The following is a 23,479-nucleotide window of genomic DNA, read 5'->3' on the forward strand; positions in this document are numbered from 1 at the left end:
AATAGCAATTATCCAACGTTAATTACGTGACGGATAAATACCCTCCAACGCGATAATAAAATTCATACCCAAGTAAGGATTGCGAATTCCAACAGGCTGTCCTCCACCAACAGGATTGACGGTGACCGAGCCTGTTGGTGTTACGCTACCCTGCACTCCACCGAGGCTAGCCTTTGTAGAGTCTGGCGCCGTACCAGTAAACAATCCATTAAACGCAACATTTGCAGGCCCCGCCTTCGCTGTCGTAGCTGAGAGGTAGGTAGTCGCACCCGTTGCAGGAGGAACCATTGCAGTGCCAGTAGTGGTAGCAACATCAACCGTTGCAGCCACACTACTTGCATTGCCAGCGAAAGTGGCTGTTGGTGTATGAATAGGTAGCTGATTGGTTGTAAGATTGATGTTCTCAGCACCTGAGCTCTGCCCAAGAGCAACTGTTGTCAAACCTCCCCCAGTTCCTGTACCCACAGGAGTACGGCTTTGCAAGTTAGGCAATCCAAAGGTTGTGGTGCCATTGCCACCATAGGTTGTACCCAGAAGAGAGAAGAGCGCGCTGTTGGTGGAAATGGCCAATAACTGTCCATTGCAAAGCGCCCAGCCACGGGGAGCGAAATTACCAGCGAACATGCGGATTTCTCCAATAAATGGATCTGACATTGTTTTTCTCCTTAAAATTACGATTTTGTCTATGTAGCGTTTTTCAACGATTTCATTACTCACGACATTTAATCGACGGCGAGTTCCTTTTGCTTATTGCAACATCATCCACATCACAGAATGGGAAGATTAACCAAGATAATTAACCTCAATAAAACAATGTGCTTACAATTAAACATATCTTAAAAATCGACAAACACAATTGCGCCCCAAAAAATCACTAGAAATAATCACGCACTATGTAAGTCCATTGCATCGATTCGTGGGTGTCGGAACAACTTTCGAGCTTAAATCCATGCCGCAGATACAGCTTTTTAGCCTGAGTATTTTCGCGCTCGACGCATAAGTGGACAGGCAACTGACGTTGCGTCGCCTCAAGCTTAACCGCTTCTAACACTGCCGAACCCAAACCACGGCCTCGCATAGTCGACACCATAATAAAATCAACAAGATGTATTCTATGCTCATTAATATCGATCATCACTTTGCCGACCGCTTGCCGTTGATAAAACAAGATATAAGTAATGGCATTGGGATATTGCTCCTGATAAGCGACTTGCTGTAGCCGATACTGTTGCTCCAGCATGCTTTGCGCGATTCCAGCGGGTAGCCCTAACTCATAGAAGAAGGTTTTTGTTGAATAAAAAAGCTCTGCCAAAAATAGGTTATCGTTTGCATTGGCTGGCTGAACGCTCAAGCCAGTTAATGGATTTAACTCAACTAGCATCATGGTTTTCATCTCGATCTAGAAGTTGTAACAGTTGCTCATAAGCATTCAATAACAGCTGCCATGAGATAGCTTGTGATTCATTTAATGGGGTAAAAGAGTGCGTGGGTACCATGGGCGTAAACAATTGCCCTTGCTGCTTTGCATCAAAGCGCCAGTGGCCTTGCCAATGCTCAATATCTTCTGCGGCTAACGGCCATTCTAAAATGGCCGAAAGTGCGCTGGGTTTAAGCGCATTTAATTGTTGATAATCCATTAAGATGCAATGACTTGATTGATAAAGTGCAGCAGTTTGCTGGGCAAAACCATGTAACACACCCATTCGAAATGCATCTACACTAGGCTCACCATGTGTGTTTTCACTAAGCGGCAATGCATGGAGAAATACAGCCTTCACTCGCCCCGCCATATGCATCCCAGCTTCTCGTTGATGCGAAGCCAAAATATCTCTGGGATGGCGCATCAAACATAGCACTCGGCTGTCTGGATAGAGTGCCAGCAACATGGGCCAACAGGCTAAATCCCACGCATTGCACTTGATCACTAGCTCACGCTCATCTGGCCTCAATCGACCCTGCAACCTTAAACATAAATCCACCAACTGTGGTTTTAGCACCAAAGGCCAATCGCCATCATGCATAACATCGCTACAGAGCATTGATTCGGACAGCACTCGACAGGTATTGAGTAGGGAAAAACTGCTAGAAACCAGTGTTGACCCACAACGGGACCAATGGAAAATCATCAAGTTAGGATTGATCGCTGGCAAACTTTCGCGTTGGGATAATAAGGGTTCGAGCAAGGTTTGAGGCTGGATAAAACTAGCCAGTAAACCACGACGAGCATCGCAGATATCGTCCTCCAAGAAAGGTTTTGATAACCGCTGAAAGACAGGAACCCAACTGATTGTTTTGGTTTGAGCATGATAATGAGAAGGAAACCACACTTGGCTGAAGCGTGCTAAATCCGGAATGAAGCTTGGTTGCTGTAAGGCAATAAATGCCAGCATCTGCTCTAAATTTAGCTCAGGCCAATTGAGGAAGTCTGCCATCAAGGCAACAAAATGTTCAACATCCTGCGCTTGATACAGTAAATACAATGATTCAGGCTGATGCAGCAATTGCCAATAGCATTGCTGTTGTTCATTAAAATTAATCATTAGCTGGCCATTGGATAGAAATTAATGTACTGCACCATGCGTGGTAACAGGCCCCGATTTGGCGTCGGTCCATGGGGCAAGGCATGGTGCCAAATGATTAAATCCCCTGCGCTCGCGGCGATAGGTTTAATGGGCCACTCCTCCCAACGCTGTTGCTGCAACTCAATATCAGTCTTGTTGTGTTTCTTTAGCCAAGTTTCTATTTTGAGGTGAAAGCCGGGAACACAGCAAAATGCCCCCTGCTCGGCAGGGGTATCCGTAAGATAAATTAATCCTTGTGTTCCAAATGGCACAGGTAGTTGCAGTGGCATGTCCCAATGCATATTGGGGCCAGGAAACTGCCAAGTGGGCGTTTCAGGGGGATTAAAACTCACTCGGTCAGTCGTCATCACTAAATCAGTTCGCTGCCATAATTGTTCAAAGGCTTGACGGATTAGAGGTGCTTGCCGATTGGCATCGAGGATAGGATGACGAAATAACTGCAGCATGATTTTCTGCATCAACTCATGGGACTGATACCAAGTTGATGGATCATTTTCATTCGCGCTAAGCTGTTGCCAAATCACGGCTCGACTCGCGGCGCATTGCGCTTTTGACAACACTTGCGGGATGACTAGATAACCTTCCCGTTGCCAAAACGCGAGCTGAGCATCGGTAAGAACTTGAGGTAAAGCGTTACCATAAGCTAACTCGGTATTGCCGCTTTCTAGCTCAGCTTGGGATAAGGCACGCAATCGCTGATTAATACCGACAATATCCGCGGTGGTCAGTTTAGTTTGTCTTTGAACGAAGGCGATAAAATCAGTTTGTTTATCAAATTGATAGAGCGCCTTGATCCCAGGTTCTAATCCAATACCGCACAGATCCAGCAGCGCTTTATCTAGGCTCCATTCTCCCTCTGCCACCTCATTGGTTTGTCCACGCTTTTGCAACTGAATTTTTTGCCATAGTCGCTGCAAGTGATAAATGCCCAAACAACTCAAATCCTCACTGCCAACAAGCGCCAATTTATGCTGCTGATATTGGAAGATAAAATCGGGATATGCTCCCAGCTCGTAACGGAAGTCCACTCTGCTAAGAGGTTTAAGCCACAGGGACTTTTTATATTGGGAGAGGGTTAATTGTGATTGGTTTTCAAGTAATTGATGTTCGCCATAAACCCTGATTTTTGTCGTCAGTTTTAGGCTTATGGGTTGGGGTTCATAATCAGGTAACAATAAGCTCCCCACTAGCCCACTTCTGTCACCTTGAGCGAGCAAGCGGGCATGAGCTAAATCGAGACAGAATAAAGGACCCAAATAAATGGGTGGCCGCTCTTTTAGCTCGATCCACGCATCCAACTCAATCGACTCAGGGATCAAACATCCATCCTCTGCTAAAAAATGCTGTAGATGGCTAAAAATCTGTACCTGCGGTTCCTGTTGCAGTAGGTGTTTCATGGTTTCAGAAATTATCAGATCAAAGGTTTGTGTTGATGCTGGCCGCCAAAGCGTAGCGTCAGCATAAATAAGCGCATCGACACGATCCGCTACATCGAAATATGCCAGCAGCTTTTCAACACTCTCCAATGACGCTCGATGAATGTCGAGTAAGGTTACTCGCACTTGCTTCGCCGTAAATAGCGGTAATAAGGCTAAGATTAACCAAGCAAAAGGCCCGGTTCCGGCATAGAGTATGTGCACAGGATGGTTCGAGTTAGCTTTAAGTTTGTCCTGTATCGCTTGATAAATTCCCTGAATAAACACTCTGCTACGTTCGGGATCTTCTGCACATTGCGCCGCAGTTGTCGGTGATACCGCCTTGCCAAAAGCCGTAATACTAGCCTCCGTATCGAGAAACAACGCCGGGTGCAGTTCCAACCCAGTCAATTGGCATAACTGCGCCAGCATTGGATCGATAAGCCGCTTTGCCTCCCCCGCTGAATGGGATTGCAACAGCGCCTGAGCAAACAGCTTTAATCTTAGAAACGCCTCGCGCTGCCCTGCATTAGGCTTTGATCTTGGCATCATGGATAAGCTCCTTTAACCACGAATTGACTTCACAATCGATCACCAAATTAATTCTGGCATCCACGCCTTTATTCGCGACCCAATGGGTTTGGTCAGCATTGATATACCAAAGCTCTCCGGCCCGCATAGGTACACGTTTCTCATCCACATAAAAATAAAGCTGATCATGGGTTTGTAGGGGCAAATGTAATCTAGCCTCACCCTGTTCAAGTGATAATCCTTGATCCCTATGGGGCTTGATTTCAGCACCAGCGTGTAAACGCATTAAGCGTACCGATTTAACTGGGCAAGCAAGGGATTGAATAAACTGCAGCAGCGCGGGGCTCGATTCCAGTGAAGGCAAATTATCCCAATCTGTCGCGGCACTAATGGAAAAGGCTTGTAAAATGGGGTGGGCAACTCGATATTCCTCGGCGCAGCGTAGAGCCAACACATCCCAACCGCCCTGAGAGCCCGCGTGATAATCACGTTGGTTAATGTGTGGCAACCACTCATGCTGCAACAAAGTCGTGAGTTCTTGCTGTAAACTAGTGATATTCGGAGCTTGGGTGAGTAAGGCGAATGAGCAGATATCCATATCCAAGTGTCTCATTTTTAGACAAAAACGAATTAATCAAGCCTAGCACAAAGTGTCATGCTGGCAAGATAGGCTACTGTAAACCTCACGCTGAGCTGAGTTAACCACACAGGATATCCCATGTTTGACTGGAAGAAGATTGATACTGTACTGCTCGATATGGATGGCACCCTGCTCGATTTGCACTTTGATAACCATTTTTGGTTGAGTCTGGTGCCACAGGAGCTGAGCAAGCAGCGGGGATTAAGCCAGAGCCAGGCACAACAACTGGTGGAAAAAGCCTACGGCAGAGTCGCAGGCACGTTAGATTGGTATTGCCTCGATTATTGGCAGTCCGAGCTGCAGCTCGACATTATGGGGCTTCACCGCGACTTAGTTGACCGTATTCAACTGCGCCAAGACAGTATGCCTTTTCTCGATGCCCTCGCCGCCGCGGGCAAAAAACGCATCTTAGTCACCAATGCCCACCCTAAGAGTCTTGCTCTTAAGCTGGAGCATACTGAACTGGGGAGTGGTTTAGATGCGATGATCTCAAGCCATGAAACGGGTTATCCCAAGGAACACCCACAATTTTGGCAAACGCTATTTGAAAAATTTGCCCTAGTGCCTGAGCGCTGCCTGTTTATCGATGATAGCGAACCCATTTTAAATGCAGCGCGCTTAGCGGGCGTGGGCCATCAGCTCGGGATCAGCAATCCCGATAGCCAGAAACCTGCCAAAACCTTCAATGATTTTCCGGCCATTAGCGACTATCGTTTATTGCTTAACGATCTCGCGAGTTAACCCCTCGAAATAGAAAAGGCACCCAAGGTGCCTTTATCAAATCATGCATTAGGTTACATTACTGGCTAGATTAAAGCCCAGGAATACGCCCCTGATAAACAATAGGGAAGTAACCGTCATCTCCACGCTTGCCGAGGATATTAAGAGATTTACGCATATCTTCCGGCTGTTCGTTGGTCTCTTTGATCTTAGCGGCAACCTTGACCATATTCCCCTCGTCTAACTGTAAGGTACCGATAATTCCCAACTGGTTTTTACTCTCATCGGTAGCAAGCTGGGCTTTACCCTCAACACAACTCAGCCCCAGCTCGATATTACCCAGTGGATAATCGCCGAATTGGTTCTTCACATTGGTTTGATTTAAAAACAGCTTACCCGATAACTGCTCGCACCAAGGTTTACCTTGTTCTAGGGTTTCCACCAGCAGGCTGACTTCACCATTAATTTCGGTTCTAAAGGGCAGCTTAGTATTACCAATTAAGAAGCTATCGGGCGCTTCAAAGCGTAATCCCTGCGCACTAATGCCAGCCATTGACCAAGTGATTAACCCTTTAGCACTTACGGGTGTAGCTCGGCTACCTACTTGAAAATCCAGCTTCACTTTGCCTAAAAACAAAGACCAAGGGCTGAGTTCCCAACGCACTTGCTCCAATTGGCGCTGCTGAATATTCAAAGTTTCAATGCTACCCGCCCAAATACTGCCACTCACTCCAGAAATTCCCACATTCGCTGGGAGTGGTGCGAGGCGCACGGCCACACTGGCAGGAAACAACGCCACTAAAAACACGATATAAATTAGTACACCAATAATAATCTTTTTTATCAGACTCACAGCTACACCTTAACCTATTGCGCTAGTTGGATCCGTCTTACTTTGACATAGCCAGGCGCGTCAGCCTCCGCCAAATCAACACTCTCAAGGGATAAGCCCTTTTGCTGCACTAAATCATTCAAATAACTGAGTAACGCGTCGAATGGCACATCATCCATCCACACTTGGATTTTATCGCCCTGGGGCTGCATGCGAGTGATCACTAAGCCATAACTGCCCGCTGTTTGGTTGACGACTGAACTTAAACTGCCGCTCATCGTCGGCTTAGCGCCGCTTTGTTTTAAGCCAGCGATTTTATTCGCCGTCTGCTTTACATAGGTCAAGGTTTGCTGCTGCGCCGTTAAGTTGCGCAGTGCATTGGCCTCAGCATTGGCGATTGGTGTCCAAATCCCCCAGTAAAATAGACCGATCACTAAAAATACGGCGCCAAAACCTACGATCTGCTGCTCGCGCGACGCAAGCCCTTGCCACCAAGTCCGCAAATTATCCATCTTATTTGCTCCTCAAGGTTAAGGTGCTGGTGACCTGATCTTCACCGCTATTCATCGTGCCACCATCCATTTGGAAACGACGGCCGACAATCTCTTTAAACTTCTCAATTTGCGCGTAATTTTTAGCAGTGACTTGCATGCGGATTTCATTACGGGCACTTTCAAATCGTAAGCTATTGGGTTTTAGCTCAGGTACTTGTTTAAAGGCGTCTTGTAACCCCGCCAGCATGGCAAAAAACTCTGCACCACTGCCTTGGCCTTGGAGTGCGCGTAGTTGGCTCTCCATCTGCGAGCGTAAATTCACAATACGTGAATTGCCTGGTATCACTTGTTGATAAATGGCTTCACTTTGCGCCTTCAAATCGGCGATTTGGCCATTTACCTGATGAATGGTTAAGCCTTTATTTACCAGAGACAACACAATAGCAATGGCTAGTACAATTGCCGCATTTTTCCATTGCAACAGATGCTTACTGTATTCGCGCTTAGGCGTATAGACACCCGTCAGTAAGTTAATCGGCGCATGTAAAATGCCACGCGCCAGCACCAACATAGGTAAGTCGAGTGGCTGTGGCTTAAGCTCGACACCGTCCAACTCCATCTCGGTGTAACTGGCGACCGACACCTCGTCTGTCTGAGCCGTCAGTTGCTTCATTGCCACTGGCAACCAAGATAAAGGCAGGCTATGGCCCGTTCCTAATCCTGTACGCAACAATAACTCGTTACCGAAACGCATGGCCGCCCATTGGCATTCCTGCAATGGCAAGGCCAAGCAATCAGGCACGATACGCTTTACTTTTAAGCCCGCTTCGGCCAAACAGCTGAGCCAAGTTTGCATTTGCTCATGGGCAACGGCCACCACGCTGAGGGCATCGCCATTGCGTGGACCAACGGTAAAGTGCATCGCATCCACATCCTCGGCGATGGTTTCTTCCAACATAAAAGGCAGGGCCTTTAAGGCTTGGCGTTGGCCTTTTTCGGGCAGATTCACGCTGGTGAGCGTCATGGCGGAAGCTGGCACCAACACATCAATGGGGCGATTGCCCGCGCGCTCAGTTAAGGTTGATAAACCTTGGGCGTTGGCCAGTTCGCCTGAGGCGATAATTTCTTGTTCTTGTTCGGACCAAACCAGCCAAGAGCATGCCTGCTCTGCGGTTCTGCCTAAGCGAATAAATAGCCGTTCACTCACAGTTTTTCTCCACCAGCTTCAACCTTAAGGGATTGAGCTTGTTTGCTATTATTTTTGTCCACCAAACTGACGGGTGAGCACATCCATTTTGTTACCGCTGCCCTTTTTGAGCACACTCTCCATCCTAAAAATGGCGTTGTCGACCTTTGCGCCCGAGGCAAGGAGGAAATATTGACTGTCGATCACAAAAGTCGACTTCATCGCATCTTCCCATTTAATCGACCCCATTGAGGAGGATTCGTAAAAATCATCAATCTTGGCAAAACCATCGCCAGGGCGCTGGTTAATAATGCTTTCCGCCTCACCGACAGAAATCTGATTATCGAGCATGGCCGCCAGCAGCGCTGCTTGTTCGACATCAATGGTATTCACATTCAACAATTGCCTGTCATTCCCCGGGATAACACAAATATAGGGCAATAATTTCAAATAAATATCCTGTGTGTATCCCATCACTGCCCGCAGCTCACTCCGATGATTCATCAGAGTGTTGGCGGCACGGTATGGCACGTGGCGTGCTTCATACTCGGCATCTTCAGCGCCATAGGGGCTGGCGATCGTGTCTTCGTCGATATAATCCTTTAGGGTTTGAGTGAGATGATCAGCGGTAAAATCATCCATACCTAAACTCACTAATAACGCCTTGTATTGCCTAGCCGCCAAGGGCAATTTAGGTTGACCGTTTTCCACATCTTTTGTGGTGACGGACAAGGCATTTAAGTTAAAACACGAACGCATATCGGTGATCTTGCCTGCAATCTCGCCATATTCTGCCGGAAATACCACATCGCTCATGGCCCAATATTGTTGCTTATGGACACGCCCCTCTGAATCGTCTAAGTCCTGCTTGAGGATCTTCTTCGCCAGCTCTTCGGCGGAAATCGCATACCAATAGGCCTGATCGTACTGAGCTAAGTTTAAGGTGCGGCGCATCGACAACTGATTACGACTGGTAATATTGGTGCCAATAATCACCACCATGGCCACGATCAGTAATACGACGATCAGCGCGACACCACGCTGTTTAGTAGGAGTTCGCCTTATCATGCGCCATCCTCATTTTCTGGCTCACCGGTGCCGGGATCTTCTTCCCCGTTACCGGAACCATCGCCGTTATTATCTTTGTCACCGTTGTCTTCTTTATTGTCTTCGGTGTTTTCGTCTTTGTTGTCTTCATCACTAGACTTTTCTGGCGCCGCCGCGCCCAGAGGCAGCATAAACTTACGCTGAATCTTACCTAGACCTTCAATCTCAATTTCGATTGCAATGGCTTTGGGTAACTTAGTCGCCTCAACCTTGCGCTCCCACTTATCCTCCATAAAGAAGGAATACTCGACCGAAAGCACCTTATCGATAATCACCGTCTTGATTGGCTCGGCGCCAAATTCCGGCTCCGGGTAAGGAAAATACCAGCGTTCTAATTTTCCTTCTCGTACGACATAGGCGACTGACTGCAAACTGCCACGGGGCAATAAGCCATCTGGATTGAGCCAGCCCAAGCGGTAAAAGACTAAAGCCTCGGATTCCGAATCTAAAAGGTCATTCCCCGTCTGAAATACCGTTGTTCCGCGGCCACCTTCGAGGAGTCTGGGTGTGCGAGCAACCATCTGTCCCAAGTCGCGCTCAATCGCTCCAAAGCCCTGTTGCAACGCTTTTAAACGGGTTGAGAAATTCTTTGTCACTTCATCATTGGTCAGAACTGTGCTGAGTACCGCATTGGCCGCTAAGCCCAACATGGCAAAAATCGCAATCGCGATCAGCATTTCCAGCAGGGTAAACCCCCGATGAGCATTAGTTTGTTTTAAGGACATAACTGCTCACTTGTGCTGCAATACGCTGATAACGCTCATCTTCACTGACACTAATACGGATCATGCGAAAATTATCATCGGTGGTTTTCACCACTTCTTTTCGCCAGTACCAATCCTTACCCGCCAGTTCTACTTGGCCCTCTTTTTTACCGATTTCCGGAAATTGAGGCTCGAGTCTGGCATCGACCATTTGATTGTCGGCTACCCACTGAGCAAGGGTGCGCGACTCCAAAATCGGCATATTCGCCATTTGCTCACCCAAGCTTTTGGTGATTGAAACGGCGGCAATCGCAAACACCGCCAAGGCGACGATCACTTCGAGTAACGTCATGCCCTTAGCGTATTTCATCGGGGCGCCCTAGGGTTAAACGGCCAAGGGCATCGCCCACCACCAATACGTCGAGGGGGCCTTTATCTGTCTTGGTAATAAAACTCAACTCAAAGGCGCTCATTTCGCCGCTGGGAAATAGCAAAATCTGTGGTTCAGGGTGCTTTTTCTTATCTTCCGCAGAGGGCTCGATTAAAGGTTCTTTAAACCAAGAGTCATCTTGTTCGTCCTCTTGTGCGAGCGGTAAACCATCGAGCACCAAATTAATCACCACACCAGGTTCCATTTGTTTTTCAGACAGAATTCTGTCCTTTTCCAATGGATTCCATTTACCATCTTTATAAAAAACAAACTGATAACTGGTTTTTTCCACCACAATACCGATAAATTGGCCGCTTAATACGGTTTCATCCAGCACTAACTCTGTAGCGGCTATAAATTGCTGCGCGGTTTTTTCCAGCGCCTGTTGTGGCCCCGAATTGCCAATAGACATGGTCACCGCCGCGGCGGTGAGTCCCATTAGCAAAATCACCAGCATCACCTCCATCAAGGTGAAGCCGGCGTGGCGCAGCGTTAACATCTTATTGGAAATTCTGTAAGTTCCAGTTACCGATATCATCTTCGGTACCTGGTTGACCGTCTGGGCCTGCACTAAAGATATCTAACTTGCTGTTTTCGCCAGGGCTTAACAGTAAGTAGTTATTACGCCATGGGTCCTGTGGTAAACGCTTTACATAACCTTCTTCGCGGTAGTTACGAGGCTCAGGTGAAATCGTTGGTTTTTGCACCAAGGCTTCTAAACCTTGCTCAGTCGTTGGATAAACACCGTTATCTAACTTGTACATATCTAAAGCGTTTTCGAGCGCGACTATGTCAGATACCGCTTTTTGTTGGTCGGCTTTATCTTTGTTGCCCATCAGATTTGGCACCACCATAGACGCCAAAATACCGAGGATAACGATTACCACCATCACTTCAAGTAAGGTAAAACCCTTGTGCTTTTTATTCATTTGCATCGATTACATCTCCTAAAAAACCTGTGCCATTCTCAGCCGTATGACTGAAAGGCAATATTCCATAATGTCAAAAACTAGCCACTAATCAAATTGTTCAGCGCCAATATCGGTTGCAGAATGGCCATTACGATAAAGAGTACAACCCCCGCCATACTCACCACTAACATGGGTTCGAATACGCCGAGGGCGAGCGTCACATTACTCTCAAACTCGCGATCTTGGTTATCCGCAGCACGCTCAAGCATGTCTTCGAGCTGACCACTCTTCTCCCCCGAGGCGATCATATATAACATCATCGCCGGGAATAGCTTAGTGTTAGTCAACGCGGTACTGAGGCTAGTTCCTTCCCGTACGCGCGCCGTTGCATCATCCACCGCCGCCCGTACCCGCATATTTTGCAATACCTCGCTGGCAATGCGCATCCCGTCCAACAAAGGCACCGAACTGGCGGATAAAATACTCAAGGTACGCGCAAAACGCGCAGTATTGAGCCCTTTACTCACTCGGCCAATCACTGGCATTTTCAGCAAAAACGTATGGTATTTCATCTTGAAAATCGGTGATTTGAGTAGACGCTGGAACACTACCAACAGAATACCAATCGCTAAAACAACAAACAGACCATAGTGTTGGACAAAATCCGAGGCGGCAATTAAGAAACGGGTCGTCGCCGGTAACTCGGCGCCCATATGCTCAAACTGGCCAACGACCTTTGGTACCACAGCCGCAAGTAACACTGATACCACCCCAATAGCGACAATCGTCAGCATGATGGGATAAATCATCGCCTGTTGCAGTTTAGATTTAAGCTGCTGGCGACGTTCGGTGTAATCGGCTAAGCGGTTTAGCACCACTTCCAAGTGGCCGGATTTTTCCCCCGAGGCCACCATAGCGCGGTATAAGTCATCGAAAATATGCGGAAATTCAGCCAAGGAATCGGCCAGACTATAACCCTCAACGACCCTGGAGCGCACCGCCATGATCATACTGGCAAGCCGCGCCTTCTCACATTGCTGGCCTACCGCCTTAAGACATTCCTCGATCGGTAAGCCCGCCGCCACCAGTGTCGCGATTTGACGGGTGATCAGCGCTAATTCCGCCACTGAAATCCCGCGCTTAAAGGGCGAAAATCCCGCACCTTTCGCCTTGGCTTCTTTTTCGCTGACCGGCAGAATATCCAGCGGCATCAAGCGTTGATCGCGCAATTGGCTACGTGCGTGTCTGGCGGTATCCGCTTCGATCACGCCCTTAAGCTGCTTCCCCTTGGCGTCCAACGCCTTATATTCAAATGCAGGCATAGCTTACTCCTCGCGGGTCACCCTTAGGACTTCTTCCAGAGTGGTGATACCTGAGAGCACCTTGCTCATGCCATCGTGGCGAATGCTTGGTACCGACTGGCGGATATATTTCTCAATCGCCAGTTCGCCACGTCCACCGTGAATAAGCTCGCGCACATTATCATCGACCAACAATAGTTCGTGAATGCCAGTACGACCACGGTAGCCACTGTTACCACAGGCCTTACAGCCGTTGGCACGATAAATATGGCGTGGATCATCGGCAGTAATACCCAGCAGTTCACGTTCACGCTCATCGGGCACATGCGCAGTCTTACATTTTGGACAGAGGGTACGGATCAAGCGCTGAGCCAATACCCCGAGCAAACTTGATGAGACTAAGAAAGGCTCAACACCCATATCCTGCAAACGGGTAATCGCGCCCGAAGCGGTGTTGGTGTGGAGAGTCGAAATCACTAAGTGACCCGTCAAGGATGCCTGCACCGCAATTTGGGCGGTTTCAAGGTCACGGATTTCCCCGATCATTACTACATCGGGGTCTTGACGCAGAATCGCCCGTAGACCACGGGCAAAGGTCATGTCCGCCTTAGTGTTAACTTGAGTTTGGCCTATGCCTTCTAATTCGTATTCGATGGGATCTTCAACGGTTAAGATATTGGTATCTTTAGAGTTAATCTCAGTAAGCCCAGCATATAGCGTGGTACTCTTACCCGAACCCGTAGGACCCGTTACCAAGATAATGCCGTGGGGACGACGAATAAGCTCATCGAACTTGGCTCGGATGCTGTCCGTCATACCCAGCTGTTTTAAATCCAGATTACCGGCATTCTTATCCAGCAAACGCAGCACCACACGCTCACCGTGGCTCGATGGCATGGTCGATACCCGCACGTCCACCGCGCGGCCCGCAATCCGCAGCGAAATACGGCCATCTTGTGGTACACGTTTCTCGGCGATATCGAGGCGCGCCATCACCTTAATCCGCGACACCAACAAGGATGACAGCTTACGATTCGGCTTAAGCACTTCCTTCAGCACACCGTCGATACGGAAACGCACGACTAGCTGCTTCTCGTAGGTTTCGATATGGATATCCGAGGCTTCTTCTTTAATCGCTTCTGATAACAGGGCGTTAATGAGCTTAATGATCGGCGCATCATCATCGCCTTCGAGCAAATCTTCGGTTTGTGGCAACTCTTCTGCAAGAGTAAATAAATCCATTTCATTGCCAATGTCTTCCATCAGCTGCTGCGCTTCGGAGGAATTGGCTTGATAGGCCTGAGTCAGTTTGACCTCAAACTTACTCGGCTCGAGCTGTACCAAAGGTAAATCCACGCCCGAGTAGCGACGCGCTTCAAGCATCGCCGCTAACGGGGTTTTGGCGGTATAAAACAGGTTCAAGGCGCCATCATCGCCATAGGCTAAAATCACCTCATGGCGGTGGGCAAAGGCAAAGGGTAAACGCTCTTTGCTGCTGGAGCGAAATACCTCATCACCTTCGGCTTCAATACCTAGTTCATTGGAAACTAAGCTTAAATCCTCGACTTGGGATACTTGTATTTCACTCATTGTGTTTTATCTTTGTTTTTGTTTTCATCCAGCGACTTGAGAGTCGGGTCAGTTTTACGCATCTGAGTCTCTAGTCCTTTGCCTTCTTTATAACGATCTAAAATATCGTTCACTTCTGGCGGCACATACTCAGACTGGTTCCACTCATCTAATACCGGCACTTTAGTCTCAGGCATTAGATTGACACCACGCTCCTGCTGTTCAAGCTGCAATGCTCTGAAATAGTTGTATTTACGACCAGCGATACCTTCCATCGTCACACCATCACGGATAATGGTGGGTTTGATAAAGATCATCAGGTTCTTCTTGGTCTTCTTACTGGAAGAAGATTTGAATAAATGGCCAAGTACTGGAATATCGCCGAGGAATGGCACTTTCTGCACGCTTTCTTGGACTTCTTCGTTAATCAAACCACCGAGTACCACGATTTGGCCTGAATCAGCCATAACAGTAGTGGTTAAACGGCGAGTAGCGAAGGAAATATCCACACCCGTGTTACCGTTTACGCCGGAGACTTCTTGCTCAATCGCAAGCTTAACCGCGTTGCCTTCGTTGATCTGCGGCACCACTTTTAACTTCACCCCAACCTCTTTACGCTCAACGGTTTGGAATGGGTTGCTGTTGTTTGAGCTGGCGGTAGAACCGGTAAGAATAGGCACTTCATCACCGACGATGAAAGAGGCTTCTTGGTTATCTAAGGTAGTAATAGAAGGTGTTGCAAGTACGTTTGAGTTAGTGTCACTCGATACGGCTTGTACTAGGGCACCAAAGTCACCCATAGCAACGCCCCATGCCATACCATTCACTTTACCTAAGGCTTGAGCAAGTAAGGTAACATCGCCCTTTGTATCTGGGTTTTTACCAATCACGTCACCTGTGTTTGGATTGGTAATATAGGTTCCTTCTTTATCCTGCGCCTGCCATACACCCGCGCCAATCTCACCGATAGTTGGGCCTAAGTTATTGAACTGAGTTCCACCACCCGCTTTCGCGGCCCATTGCACCCCAAAGCCGACGTTATCGCCTTCGGCAACTTCCACGATAATGGCTTCGACTAATACTTGGGCGCGGCGAATATCGAGTTGGTTGATCACGCTTTCAATAGTGCGCATTTGATCTGGCTCAGCGCTGATCACTAATGCGTTAGTATCAGTGTGGGCCATAATATTGATTTCATTACGACGTTTGCCACCACCCGCTGCCTGAGCGCTAGGATCTTTTTCACCTTCCAACTTTTGGGCAAAACCAGTTAGCACTTCAACTAAGTCTTCGGCCTTGGCATACCGTAAATAACGTACTTTCGTATTGCCCGTGCTGGCTTGCTCGGCATCGAGACGGTGGATCAGCTCCACCACCCGTTGACGACTCTTTTCATCACCACTGACCACAACAGCGTTAATCCGCTCGTCGGCAACAACCTTAGGCGCTTGTCCTGGGAGCTGCGCTTGGTTAGCTGTCGCGCGGTACAGGGTATCGATAATTCGCACCATTTCGCCAGCAGAAGCATATTCAAGTGGCACGACTTGAACAGAGGTATCACCCTGTTTATCTACACGGCGAATGATTTCAACTAACTTATTAACCACCGCAGCGCGGCCAGAGAGCATCAGCACGTTTGATGGATCGTAGTTCACTACGTTACCACCACCAGCGTTATCGTTTAACTGACGTAATAATGGTGCTAATTGCTTGGCTTCGGTGTTATACAACGCCACGATGCGGGTAACCATTTCATCGCCTAGGCCAGGATCGTTGTCATTAGCAACACGAATCGCCGCGGTTTTCGCATCTTTGTCTTTGATCACTTTGATAACGTTATTTTCCATCTCGACGATGGCATAACCGTATACTTGCAGCACGTTGAGGAAGAACTGGTAATACTGCTCATCATTGAGCAGATCATAACTGCGAACGTTGATCTTGCCGCGAATCGTCGGGTCAACAATGATGGTTTTGTTCAAGTTTTTACCAACAATATTGATAAACTCTTGAATATCAGTGCCTTTAAAGTTGGCCGCATATTGTTCAGACCAAACAAATTGCGAGGTCAGCATAGTGGCGCCCGCCACAACTCCAGCAATCAGTTTGCGTCGAATCCGTTTGTTATTCATTATTTTACTTTCCCCTAACGCGTGTTATTGCGGCAAACTAAACATGATTTCAACCAACTGTCCTTCCCGTTCAACCATAACAGAAACTTCAGTTAATTCAGACAATTGGCTCATCATTTCTAACGCCTGACTCATTACGGTCAGGTCGTATCCATTAATCGATTTAGCAAGGTCATTGGGTTTAAAGCCTGCTTGCTTAAATAGGTTCACATCTTTGCCAGGATTGAGGCGATAACCAACAACGTTTTCTCCCTGTCTCACGGGCGAAATCGCAATATAGTCAGTAATTTTACTGGGATCGGCTAAAAGTTCACTGCGAGATTCGGCCAGTTCTTGAGAGATTTCAGCATTCTTGCGCTGATCCACTCGGCTAACGACTTCAGCTTTTCCGCTCTTGGCCTTTTGTAATTGTTGATTCGCTGGGCTTTGACTGGTGTAAACCAAACCATCAAGCATCAAGGTTTCATAGCGACCCGCATTGGTAATGATAATCCGGTCTGCATAGACTTCTTTTAACGAAGCGGATGTACCCTTAATTTTATCACCCAAGCTGTAGGTTTCTTGGCTACCACTGGATTCAATAATCGCTAGACCTTTTTGGTCAGCGGTGGATGCCACCACCCCCGTCAGTTGAATAGAAAGGGAAGTCTTTGGCGCATCGGTTACGGTTTCGACCACTTCGACTTTAGGTTTATCCGCCTTGGCGTCGGCTTTGCCGAAAAGTGCGAGTTGCTGTAATCCTGCCAGATCAATTTGCCCAGCCCCTTTACCCGCCGTGGTCACCGCAGTGGGAGACCATGCTGTAGGAGATGAGGTGGTAGGCACGAGTTTCCATGTAATTTGCGCGGCTAAGAGTAAACTCAGAATAAAACCAAGCCAGAAAACAACCTGACTCAACGGCTTATGCGGAATACCTGCAGCTTTTGCGATAACGTTATCTAATAAATCCATATTTATGTGGACCCTCAATACAGGTCTCTGTTCTGATTATAAAAATTATCATGTTCGCCACATGCTAACCTAGGCCGCATTTGGCAACAACCCCATAACAGTATTGCAATTGGCGAAAATTGGCCATTTATGCTAACTTTGCCCGCCTAAAAAGGGTGTGAAGCGCACCACTCTTTAACATAATAGCAATGCGACTTAGGCATTTTATTACTCAGCATGTGAACTCATCGATCTTTTATCTTGGAGACACTATGACACAAAGTTCAGGCGACAGTGGCAGCGTTCGACTCGATAAATGGTTATGGGCCGCACGTTTTTATAAAACTCGAGCCATAGCCAAAGAAATGATCAACGGCGGCAAAGTACATTACAACGGTGCGCGCACCAAATCTAGTAAGAATGCTGAGATAGGTGCCGTCCTTAAGATACGACAAGGTTATGACGATAAAGAGATCGTCATAAAAAAATTATCAGAATCACGCCAAAGTGCATCAATTGCACAGGAATTGTACCAAGAAACCGCCGCCAGCATCGCTAAACGCGCGTTAAATGCCGAAGCAAGACGATTGAATATTCTTAATAATCCTGCACCCGACCATAAACCGGATAAAAAGCAACGACGCCAACTTATCCGATTTAAAGAATGCTAAGAATTACGTAAAAGTTACCTAATAGTGAGATACAAAATGACCCAAGATATTTTACACCGCTACCTGTTCGATAATGCCGATGTGCGTGGTGAACTGGTGCAATTGCAAGACAGCTATCAGCAGGTAATAGGTTCACATGCCTATCCTCCTGTGCTGCAAACCCTGCTCGGCGAGTTGCTAGCGGCGACCTCTTTATTAACCGCCACCCTAAAATTTAGCGGTGATATTAGCGTGCAGTTGCAAGGGAATGGCCCAGTATCGCTGGCGGTGATCAATGGCAATAACCAGCAGCAATTACGCGGTATCGCCCGCTGGGATGGCGAGTTAGCCGACGATGCCAGCCTAGCCGACCTGTTTGGCCAAGGTTATATGGTTATCACCCTCACTCCGGACGAAGGCGAACGCTATCAAGGCGTGGTCGCCCTTGATAAACTCACCTTAGCCGCCTGTGTCGAAGACTACTTTAACCAGTCAGAGCAATTACCCACAGCTATGTGGCTATTTGCCGACGGTAAACAAGCTGCTGGCATGTTCCTGCAAATATTACCAAGCCAAGAAGACCACAATGCCGACTTCGAGCATTTATGTCAGCTGACAGCGACCATCAAGGCGGAAGAGTTATTCACCCTAGAAGCGCAGGACGTATTACACCGCTTGTATCATCAAGAAGAAGTACGTCTGTTCGATCCTATCGAAGTCAGCTTTAAATGCACTTGTTCACGCGAGCGCAGCGCGGCGGCGATTAAAACCATCGATCAAGCCGAAGTCGAAGCCATTCTTGCGGAAGACGGTAAGGTCGAAATGGGTTGTGAATACTGCAATGCGAAATACGTGTTCGATGCTATTGATGTTGCAGCAATCTATGCCAATGGCACCACTTCAAATACCCAGCAGTAAGTTTTTACTTACTGTCAAAAGGGCACCTTGGGTGCCCTTTTTTGTACCACCTCAATGATCCAGCTCACACTTTAGCTACGGATAGGATACAATCGGCACACTTTGTCCCCTAGCACGCCTCGGGCGATAAATAAAAGCAAAATCGGCAGACGATCGATAAAAAATAACCTTACAAATACAAGTCAATGGAGACCTCACTATGGCGGATGGATTAAACCGCGTTCATTACAACCCCTCAACAGCACAACTGGTCGAATTTGCCCTGCTCCGCGGCGAAGGTGAATTAACCGCCAATGGTGCGCTGGTTGCCAAAACCGGTACACGCACAGGTCGCTCTCCTGGCGATCGTTTTATTGTTAAAGAACCTAGTTCAGCGGCTGATATCGAATGGGGCCCCGTCAACCAAGCATTTGAACCCGGTGCTTTTGAAGGATTATGGGCGCGTGTAGAAGCATTCCTCGCCGATAAAGAGTTGTTTGTATCTGACCTCGAAGTCGGTGCAGACCCAGAACATTACCAGCCAGTGCGCGTGACGACTCAATACGCTTGGCACCAACTGTTCGCCCGCAACCTTTTTATCATCCCAGAAGAATTTAACCGTCAAGACAAGCCTGTATGGCAAATCATCAACGCGCCAGACTTCGTCTGTGTTCCTGAGCGTGATGGTACCAATTCAGATGCAGCGGTGATCTTAAACTTTGCCGAGCGCAAAGTGTTGCTAGCGGGCCTGAAATACGCTGGCGAAATGAAGAAGTCGATGTTCTCCGTGCAAAACTTCCTGTTGCCAGCCCAAGGCGTATTGCCAATGCACTGCTCGGCAAACGTAGGTAAAGACGGCGACACCACCCTATTCTTCGGTCTGTCGGGTACAGGTAAAACCACCCTGTCTGCGGATCCCAAACGCTTCCTGATCGGTGACGATGAGCACGGCTGGGCACCGGGCGGCGTATTCAACATCGAAGGCGGCTGCTACGCCAAATGTATCGACCTGAGCCAAAAGAACGAGCCTGTGATTTGGGATGCGATTCGTTTCGGTACTGTGCTGGAAAACGTGGTAATGGACGAGCACCGCGTACCTAACTACAAAGACAGCAGCCTGACGGAAAACACCCGTGCGGCTTACCCGCTCGAGCATATCGCCCAGCGTAAAGAAGACAACCGTGGCGCAGAGCCTCATGCAGTGGTGTTTTTAACCTGCGACGTGTCTGGCGTGTTGCCACCGGTTTCTATCCTGAGCAAAGAGCAAGCGGCTTACCACTTCCTCTCTGGTTACACCGCGAAAGTCGGTTCGACTGAAATCGGTTCAACCTCTGCGATTCAGTCCACCTTCTCTACCTGCTTCGGCGCGCCTTTCTTCCCACGTCCTGCGGGCGTGTACGCAGAACTGTTGATGAAGCGCATTGAGTCCTTCGGTAGCCAAGTGTACTTAGTTAACACTGGCTGGACTGGCGGCCCGCACGGTATTGGTAAACGTTTCGATATCCCAACGACCCGCGCCATTGTCGATGCGATTGTCAGCGGTGAGTTGAAAAACGTAGAAACCGTTCATTTAGATACCTTAAACCTCGCGGTGCCTGTAGCGGTTAGCGGTGTCGACAGCAATCTACTCAACCCAGTGAACACTTGGAGCGATAAAGCACTGTACGCCGAATACGCCCAAAAACTGGCCGAAGCCTTCACTAAGAACTTCGCGAAGTATCAAGTGTCAGACGCCATCCGTAACGCGGGCCCAAAGGCATAAGCGTAGCGAATTCATTTAGATAATGTAATCAAACACATTGTTGAGTAAAAAAGCGCGGGTTCAGTGATGAACCCGCGCTTTTTATTTGTCTGTTGATTTTGTAACTAAACCCCACCCGCACTAACGTCACTGCGTTAGATTTTTTATGTGTTTTGTTTCTTATCGATTAGTTAAACCAAGCTTAAATTAATGCTGCGTTTTTATAATCACCAATAACAATCATCACTTTTAGGAAGCGGCACCCAAATGGAAAATCATAAACCTGCCACAGGATTCCAGCGATTTCTCAATACCGTCGAAACCGTAGGGAATAAACTCCCCGACCCCGCAGTATTATTTGCACTATTTCTAGGCTTGGTCTGGCTGATCTCTTGGGGGTTATCGGGCGTCAGTTTTGATGAAATCGACCCCCGAACGGGTAACCCAATTCAAGTCGTCAATATGCTCGAAGGCGGTGCATTAACCGCCTTTACCTCAACACTCGTATCAACATTTGTGACTTTTCCACCGCTCGGTGTCGTGCTGGTTGCAATGCTTGGCTTAGGCGTTGCCGAACATACAGGCTTTATTAATGCGGGGCTGCGCTCAATTTTATCAGTGACCCCCAAGATGTTACTCACTCCGGTACTTATCGCAGTGGGTATCCTGAGCCATGTCGCGGTTGATGCGGGTTATGTTCTGGTTATCCCACTCGGCGCGGTCATCTTCTATGCTGCGGGTCGTCATCCCCTAGCCGGTATTGCCGCTGCTTTTGCTGGGGTATCCGGTGGTTTTTCTGCAACCGTGGGCGTGCCATCGAGTCTTGATCCTATGTTAGCCGGCTTAACTCAGGCGGCGGCAAGATTATCGGCCGACCCAGCTGCCGCCACATTAACGATTAACCCACTGAATAATATATTCTTTACGTCGGCATCTGCCGTGTTAATTATCTTAGTTGGCTGGTTTTTAACGGATAAAGTGATTGAGCCACGCTTAAAAAACACTGCGGTGAATGGCGATCCCAGCACGCTGCCAACGCTTGATGAGCTCGCGCCCCATGAGCGCCGTGGTCTCAAATTCGCTATGGGAGCCATGTTGTTATGTGTCTTAGGGCTGGTGTTTACCGCCTATGGTGACAACTCTGCTTGGCGTGGTACCGATGGCGCGCTAACCAGTGCCTCGGCTCCCTTAATGCGCTCCATTGTGGCGATTATTTTTGTGTTCTTCCTCGTGCCAGGCATAGTCTATGGCTATGTTGCGGGTACGGCGAATAACCACAGAGCCATTATTCAAGGCATGAGTAAGTCCATGAGCGGCATGGGTTATTACATCGTTATGGCCTTTTTCTGTGCTCAGTTTATATACGCCTTTGGTCAATCCAATTTAGGTGCATTAATGGCCATTAAAGGCGCGTTGGCGTTGAAAGAATTGGCCCTTCCGATGGGTGTGACTTTGGTGGGGATTGTATTTCTCACCGCGTTCGTCAATCTATTAGTCGGCTCGGCCTCGGCCAAATGGGCGTTGATTGGTGCCATTATGGTACCCATGTTAATGGAGCTTGGCGTATCGCCCGATTTGACTCAAGCCGCTTACCGCGTAGGCGACTCGTCAACCAATATCATTACCCCGCTGATGCCTTATTTTCCGCTGATAGTAGTGTTTTGCCAAAAATACGTTAAGGAGTCAGGTATTGGCACCTTAGTGGCGCTGATGTTGCCGTTTTCAATCAGTTTTCTCCTGCTTTGGAGCGGTTTCTTATTGGCATATTGGGCATTAGGTCTGCCATTAGGTATCGGTAGTTCATTCACTTTCCCAGCAATGCCTTAGGGCGAAAAGAGGTATCGAGTGCTAGCAACATTGAATTCATAAAAAACAGGGCACTCGATACCTCAATAACCACTAAACACTGCACCGCTTACCACCTCGCTTTAAACGCCGATGCCGACGTAAAACGTCGGCATTTCATCTGATTTAAAACATGTAAATACAAATACTTAAATATCGATAAACGCATCTCGCTCATAGTAAAAGATAATAGCTTCAAGCAGTTCCTGTTCACTGGGCTGAGCTTTTTGCTGCTTAAGATTAGCAATGACATCCTCGATTTGATCCGTATTTAGCAGATAACCATAGTCACTCCGGCCTAAGCCATCCTCAAAGGCATCAATTTCGGCATCCGATAAATCCCTCATATTAGGGCGTGTTGAAGTTTCAGGGTTATTTTTGCAGCAATTTGGCTGGCTTTTATGCAAGGCAAAGTCCGTACAGTGTAGTTATTCTACATAAACGGACGATAACGCGGCAGAAACGCCAGCCAAATGCTGCCCGAAGGGTTCGCCTGGCAAGCCCTTGCTCTTTGTCACTCGTCATTTGAGTAGAATAACTACACTTCATTCCTCGTTTCGCGAGCACGTGCTTTCCAGAACGAACAAAATCTAATCTCGAAACGTCAACACGCCCTAACCACTATCGGGAACAACAATGTGGTCAGTTGAAGGGATTCACCTTGATCAAGATCTTGATAGACCAGCCAATAACTTAATCCAGGTTGTTCGATGCACTTTCTTATCCAGCACTGTAACGACTCAGGTTTACCAAAGAATGAAGTGATATTCATAATGTCCTCGAAATGGTGTTGTCATAGGGAAAACCGAGTAAGTCAAAGAGTTGAATAGTCATGGAGGCTATTTGGCTATTCACCACCCTC

The 23,479-nt window shown here is 47.9% G+C and carries 23 protein-coding genes; 5 read left to right on the top strand and 18 right to left on the bottom strand.

The window, feature by feature from the left end:
• Positions 1–18 precede the first annotated feature (18 nt).
• From L976_RS07925 to L976_RS07945, 5 genes are all read right to left on the bottom strand, one after another.
• A complete protein-coding gene (locus L976_RS07925) occupies positions 19–717 on the bottom strand; it encodes a phage tail protein (protein ID WP_231570482.1) in 699 nt (232 codons plus the stop codon).
• 157 nt (positions 718–874) lie between these two features.
• Positions 875–1,384 carry a GNAT family N-acetyltransferase gene (locus tag L976_RS07930; protein ID WP_047540293.1) on the bottom strand — a complete coding sequence of 170 codons (510 nt, stop codon included), beginning with the start codon at positions 1,382–1,384 and terminating at the stop codon, positions 875–877.
• Complete coding sequence (locus L976_RS07935) at positions 1,371–2,540, bottom strand: hypothetical protein (RefSeq protein ID WP_047535779.1); 1,170 nt, start codon at positions 2,538–2,540, stop codon at positions 1,371–1,373. Before L976_RS07935 ends, L976_RS07930 begins: the two co-directional genes overlap by 14 nt.
• Positions 2,540–4,549, bottom strand: coding sequence for a phytanoyl-CoA dioxygenase family protein (locus L976_RS07940; protein WP_047535781.1), 2,010 nt, complete (start codon positions 4,547–4,549; stop codon positions 2,540–2,542). The genes L976_RS07935 and L976_RS07940 overlap by 1 nt, the downstream gene beginning before the upstream one ends.
• Positions 4,527–5,126 (bottom strand): aspartyl/asparaginyl beta-hydroxylase domain-containing protein, encoded by a 600-nt coding sequence (locus L976_RS07945; protein ID WP_047535785.1) that lies wholly within the window; start codon positions 5,124–5,126, stop codon positions 4,527–4,529. The genes L976_RS07940 and L976_RS07945 overlap by 23 nt, the downstream gene beginning before the upstream one ends.
• A 120-nt stretch (positions 5,127–5,246) precedes the next feature.
• Between L976_RS07945 and yrfG the strand changes: the two genes are divergently transcribed.
• A complete protein-coding gene (gene yrfG / locus L976_RS07950) occupies positions 5,247–5,909 on the top strand; it encodes a GMP/IMP nucleotidase (protein ID WP_047535788.1) in 663 nt (220 codons plus the stop codon).
• Positions 5,910–5,979: 70 nt separating this feature from the next.
• Here yrfG and L976_RS07955 read toward each other — a convergent pair whose 3' ends face one another.
• The 12 genes from L976_RS07955 to gspC all read right to left on the bottom strand — a co-directional run bounded on the left by L976_RS07955 (position 5,980) and on the right by gspC (position 17,505).
• A complete protein-coding gene (locus L976_RS07955; protein ID WP_037427523.1) occupies positions 5,980–6,741 on the bottom strand; it encodes a type II secretion system protein N in 762 nt (253 codons plus the stop codon).
• A gap of 14 nt (positions 6,742–6,755) precedes the next feature.
• Positions 6,756–7,232: a type II secretion system protein M gene (locus L976_RS07960; RefSeq protein ID WP_037416438.1), complete on the bottom strand. Its 477-nt coding sequence runs from the start codon at positions 7,230–7,232 to the stop codon at positions 6,756–6,758.
• A gap of 1 nt (position 7,233) precedes the next feature.
• A complete protein-coding gene (gene gspL / locus L976_RS07965) occupies positions 7,234–8,421 on the bottom strand; it encodes a type II secretion system protein GspL (protein ID WP_047535796.1) in 1,188 nt (395 codons plus the stop codon).
• 48 nt (positions 8,422–8,469) lie between these two features.
• Entirely contained in the window at positions 8,470–9,468 is a 999-nt protein-coding gene (gene gspK / locus L976_RS07970) for a type II secretion system minor pseudopilin GspK (RefSeq protein ID WP_047535799.1), read from the bottom strand.
• Entirely contained in the window at positions 9,465–10,232 is a 768-nt protein-coding gene (gene gspJ / locus L976_RS07975; protein ID WP_037416432.1) for a type II secretion system minor pseudopilin GspJ, read from the bottom strand. The genes gspK and gspJ overlap by 4 nt, the downstream gene beginning before the upstream one ends.
• Complete coding sequence (gene gspI / locus L976_RS07980; protein WP_037416429.1) at positions 10,213–10,581, bottom strand: type II secretion system minor pseudopilin GspI; 369 nt, start codon at positions 10,579–10,581, stop codon at positions 10,213–10,215. Before gspI ends, gspJ begins: the two co-directional genes overlap by 20 nt.
• Positions 10,568–11,140, bottom strand: coding sequence for a type II secretion system minor pseudopilin GspH (gene gspH / locus L976_RS07985; protein WP_081990910.1), 573 nt, complete (start codon positions 11,138–11,140; stop codon positions 10,568–10,570). The genes gspI and gspH overlap by 14 nt, the downstream gene beginning before the upstream one ends.
• 1 nt (position 11,141) lies before the next feature.
• The gene (gene gspG, locus L976_RS07990; RefSeq protein WP_011715426.1) at positions 11,142–11,576 is read right to left on the bottom strand and encodes a type II secretion system major pseudopilin GspG; all 435 of its coding nucleotides are present in this window, start codon (positions 11,574–11,576) and stop codon (positions 11,142–11,144) included.
• Between the two features lie 74 nt (positions 11,577–11,650).
• Positions 11,651–12,874 (bottom strand): type II secretion system inner membrane protein GspF, encoded by a 1,224-nt coding sequence (gene gspF, locus L976_RS07995; RefSeq protein WP_037427529.1) that lies wholly within the window; start codon positions 12,872–12,874, stop codon positions 11,651–11,653.
• A gap of 3 nt (positions 12,875–12,877) precedes the next feature.
• Complete coding sequence (gspE, locus tag L976_RS08000; RefSeq protein WP_037427531.1) at positions 12,878–14,443, bottom strand: type II secretion system ATPase GspE; 1,566 nt, start codon at positions 14,441–14,443, stop codon at positions 12,878–12,880.
• Complete coding sequence (gene gspD / locus L976_RS08005) at positions 14,440–16,554, bottom strand: type II secretion system secretin GspD (protein ID WP_037427533.1); 2,115 nt, start codon at positions 16,552–16,554, stop codon at positions 14,440–14,442. Before gspD ends, gspE begins: the two co-directional genes overlap by 4 nt.
• A gap of 24 nt (positions 16,555–16,578) precedes the next feature.
• Positions 16,579–17,505, bottom strand: coding sequence for a type II secretion system protein GspC (gene gspC, locus L976_RS08010; protein ID WP_037427535.1), 927 nt, complete (start codon positions 17,503–17,505; stop codon positions 16,579–16,581).
• Positions 17,506–17,756: 251 nt separating this feature from the next.
• On the opposite strand from gspC, the gene hslR reads away from it, so the two are divergent.
• The 4 genes from hslR to L976_RS08030 all read left to right on the top strand — a co-directional run bounded on the left by hslR (position 17,757) and on the right by L976_RS08030 (position 22,599).
• Positions 17,757–18,155: a ribosome-associated heat shock protein Hsp15 gene (hslR, locus tag L976_RS08015; RefSeq protein WP_047535817.1), complete on the top strand. Its 399-nt coding sequence runs from the start codon at positions 17,757–17,759 to the stop codon at positions 18,153–18,155.
• Positions 18,156–18,191: 36 nt separating this feature from the next.
• Positions 18,192–19,052, top strand: coding sequence for an Hsp33 family molecular chaperone HslO (hslO, locus tag L976_RS08020; RefSeq protein WP_047535821.1), 861 nt, complete (start codon positions 18,192–18,194; stop codon positions 19,050–19,052).
• A 199-nt stretch (positions 19,053–19,251) separates the two neighbouring features.
• On the top strand, positions 19,252–20,793 hold the full coding sequence (locus L976_RS08025) for a phosphoenolpyruvate carboxykinase (protein ID WP_037416403.1): 1,542 nt from the start codon (positions 19,252–19,254) through the stop codon (positions 20,791–20,793).
• A 246-nt stretch (positions 20,794–21,039) separates the two neighbouring features.
• Complete coding sequence (locus L976_RS08030; protein WP_047535824.1) at positions 21,040–22,599, top strand: AbgT family transporter; 1,560 nt, start codon at positions 21,040–21,042, stop codon at positions 22,597–22,599.
• 167 nt (positions 22,600–22,766) lie between these two features.
• On the opposite strand, the gene L976_RS08035 is transcribed toward L976_RS08030, so the two are convergent.
• Entirely contained in the window at positions 22,767–23,024 is a 258-nt protein-coding gene (locus tag L976_RS08035; RefSeq protein WP_231570483.1) for a DUF7716 domain-containing protein, read from the bottom strand.
• Positions 23,025–23,479 lie beyond the last annotated feature (455 nt).

It is taken from the genome of Shewanella sp. ZOR0012 (genome assembly GCF_000798835.1).
Lineage (GTDB): Bacteria > Pseudomonadota > Gammaproteobacteria > Enterobacterales > Shewanellaceae > Shewanella > Shewanella xiamenensis.

What these genes read in the sequence shown, in the direction of transcription:
- L976_RS08030 (WP_047535824.1), top strand. Translation starts at nt 21,040, where the DNA reads ATGGAAAATCATAAACCTGCCACAGGATTCCAGCGATTTCTCAATACC.
- L976_RS07945 (WP_047535785.1), bottom strand. Translation starts at nt 5,126, where the DNA reads ATGGATATCTGCTCATTCGCCTTACTCACCCAAGCTCCGAATATCACT.
- gspC (WP_037427535.1), bottom strand. Translation starts at nt 17,505, where the DNA reads ATGGATTTATTAGATAACGTTATCGCAAAAGCTGCAGGTATTCCGCAT.
- gspE (WP_037427531.1), bottom strand. Translation starts at nt 14,443, where the DNA reads ATGAGTGAAATACAAGTATCCCAAGTCGAGGATTTAAGCTTAGTTTCC.
- gspD (WP_037427533.1), bottom strand. Translation starts at nt 16,554, where the DNA reads ATGAATAACAAACGGATTCGACGCAAACTGATTGCTGGAGTTGTGGCG.
- L976_RS07940 (WP_047535781.1), bottom strand. Translation starts at nt 4,549, where the DNA reads ATGATGCCAAGATCAAAGCCTAATGCAGGGCAGCGCGAGGCGTTTCTA.
- L976_RS08025 (WP_037416403.1), top strand. Translation starts at nt 19,252, where the DNA reads ATGGCGGATGGATTAAACCGCGTTCATTACAACCCCTCAACAGCACAA.
- hslO (WP_047535821.1), top strand. Translation starts at nt 18,192, where the DNA reads ATGACCCAAGATATTTTACACCGCTACCTGTTCGATAATGCCGATGTG.
- L976_RS07930 (WP_047540293.1), bottom strand. Translation starts at nt 1,384, where the DNA reads ATGATGCTAGTTGAGTTAAATCCATTAACTGGCTTGAGCGTTCAGCCA.
- hslR (WP_047535817.1), top strand. Translation starts at nt 17,757, where the DNA reads ATGACACAAAGTTCAGGCGACAGTGGCAGCGTTCGACTCGATAAATGG.
- gspF (WP_037427529.1), bottom strand. Translation starts at nt 12,874, where the DNA reads ATGCCTGCATTTGAATATAAGGCGTTGGACGCCAAGGGGAAGCAGCTT.
- gspI (WP_037416429.1), bottom strand. Translation starts at nt 10,581, where the DNA reads ATGAAATACGCTAAGGGCATGACGTTACTCGAAGTGATCGTCGCCTTG.
- yrfG (WP_047535788.1), top strand. Translation starts at nt 5,247, where the DNA reads ATGTTTGACTGGAAGAAGATTGATACTGTACTGCTCGATATGGATGGC.
- gspG (WP_011715426.1), bottom strand. Translation starts at nt 11,576, where the DNA reads ATGCAAATGAATAAAAAGCACAAGGGTTTTACCTTACTTGAAGTGATG.
- gspH (WP_081990910.1), bottom strand. Translation starts at nt 11,140, where the DNA reads ATGTTAACGCTGCGCCACGCCGGCTTCACCTTGATGGAGGTGATGCTG.
- gspK (WP_047535799.1), bottom strand. Translation starts at nt 9,468, where the DNA reads ATGATAAGGCGAACTCCTACTAAACAGCGTGGTGTCGCGCTGATCGTC.
- L976_RS07960 (WP_037416438.1), bottom strand. Translation starts at nt 7,232, where the DNA reads ATGGATAATTTGCGGACTTGGTGGCAAGGGCTTGCGTCGCGCGAGCAG.
- gspJ (WP_037416432.1), bottom strand. Translation starts at nt 10,232, where the DNA reads ATGTCCTTAAAACAAACTAATGCTCATCGGGGGTTTACCCTGCTGGAA.
- L976_RS07935 (WP_047535779.1), bottom strand. Translation starts at nt 2,540, where the DNA reads ATGATTAATTTTAATGAACAACAGCAATGCTATTGGCAATTGCTGCAT.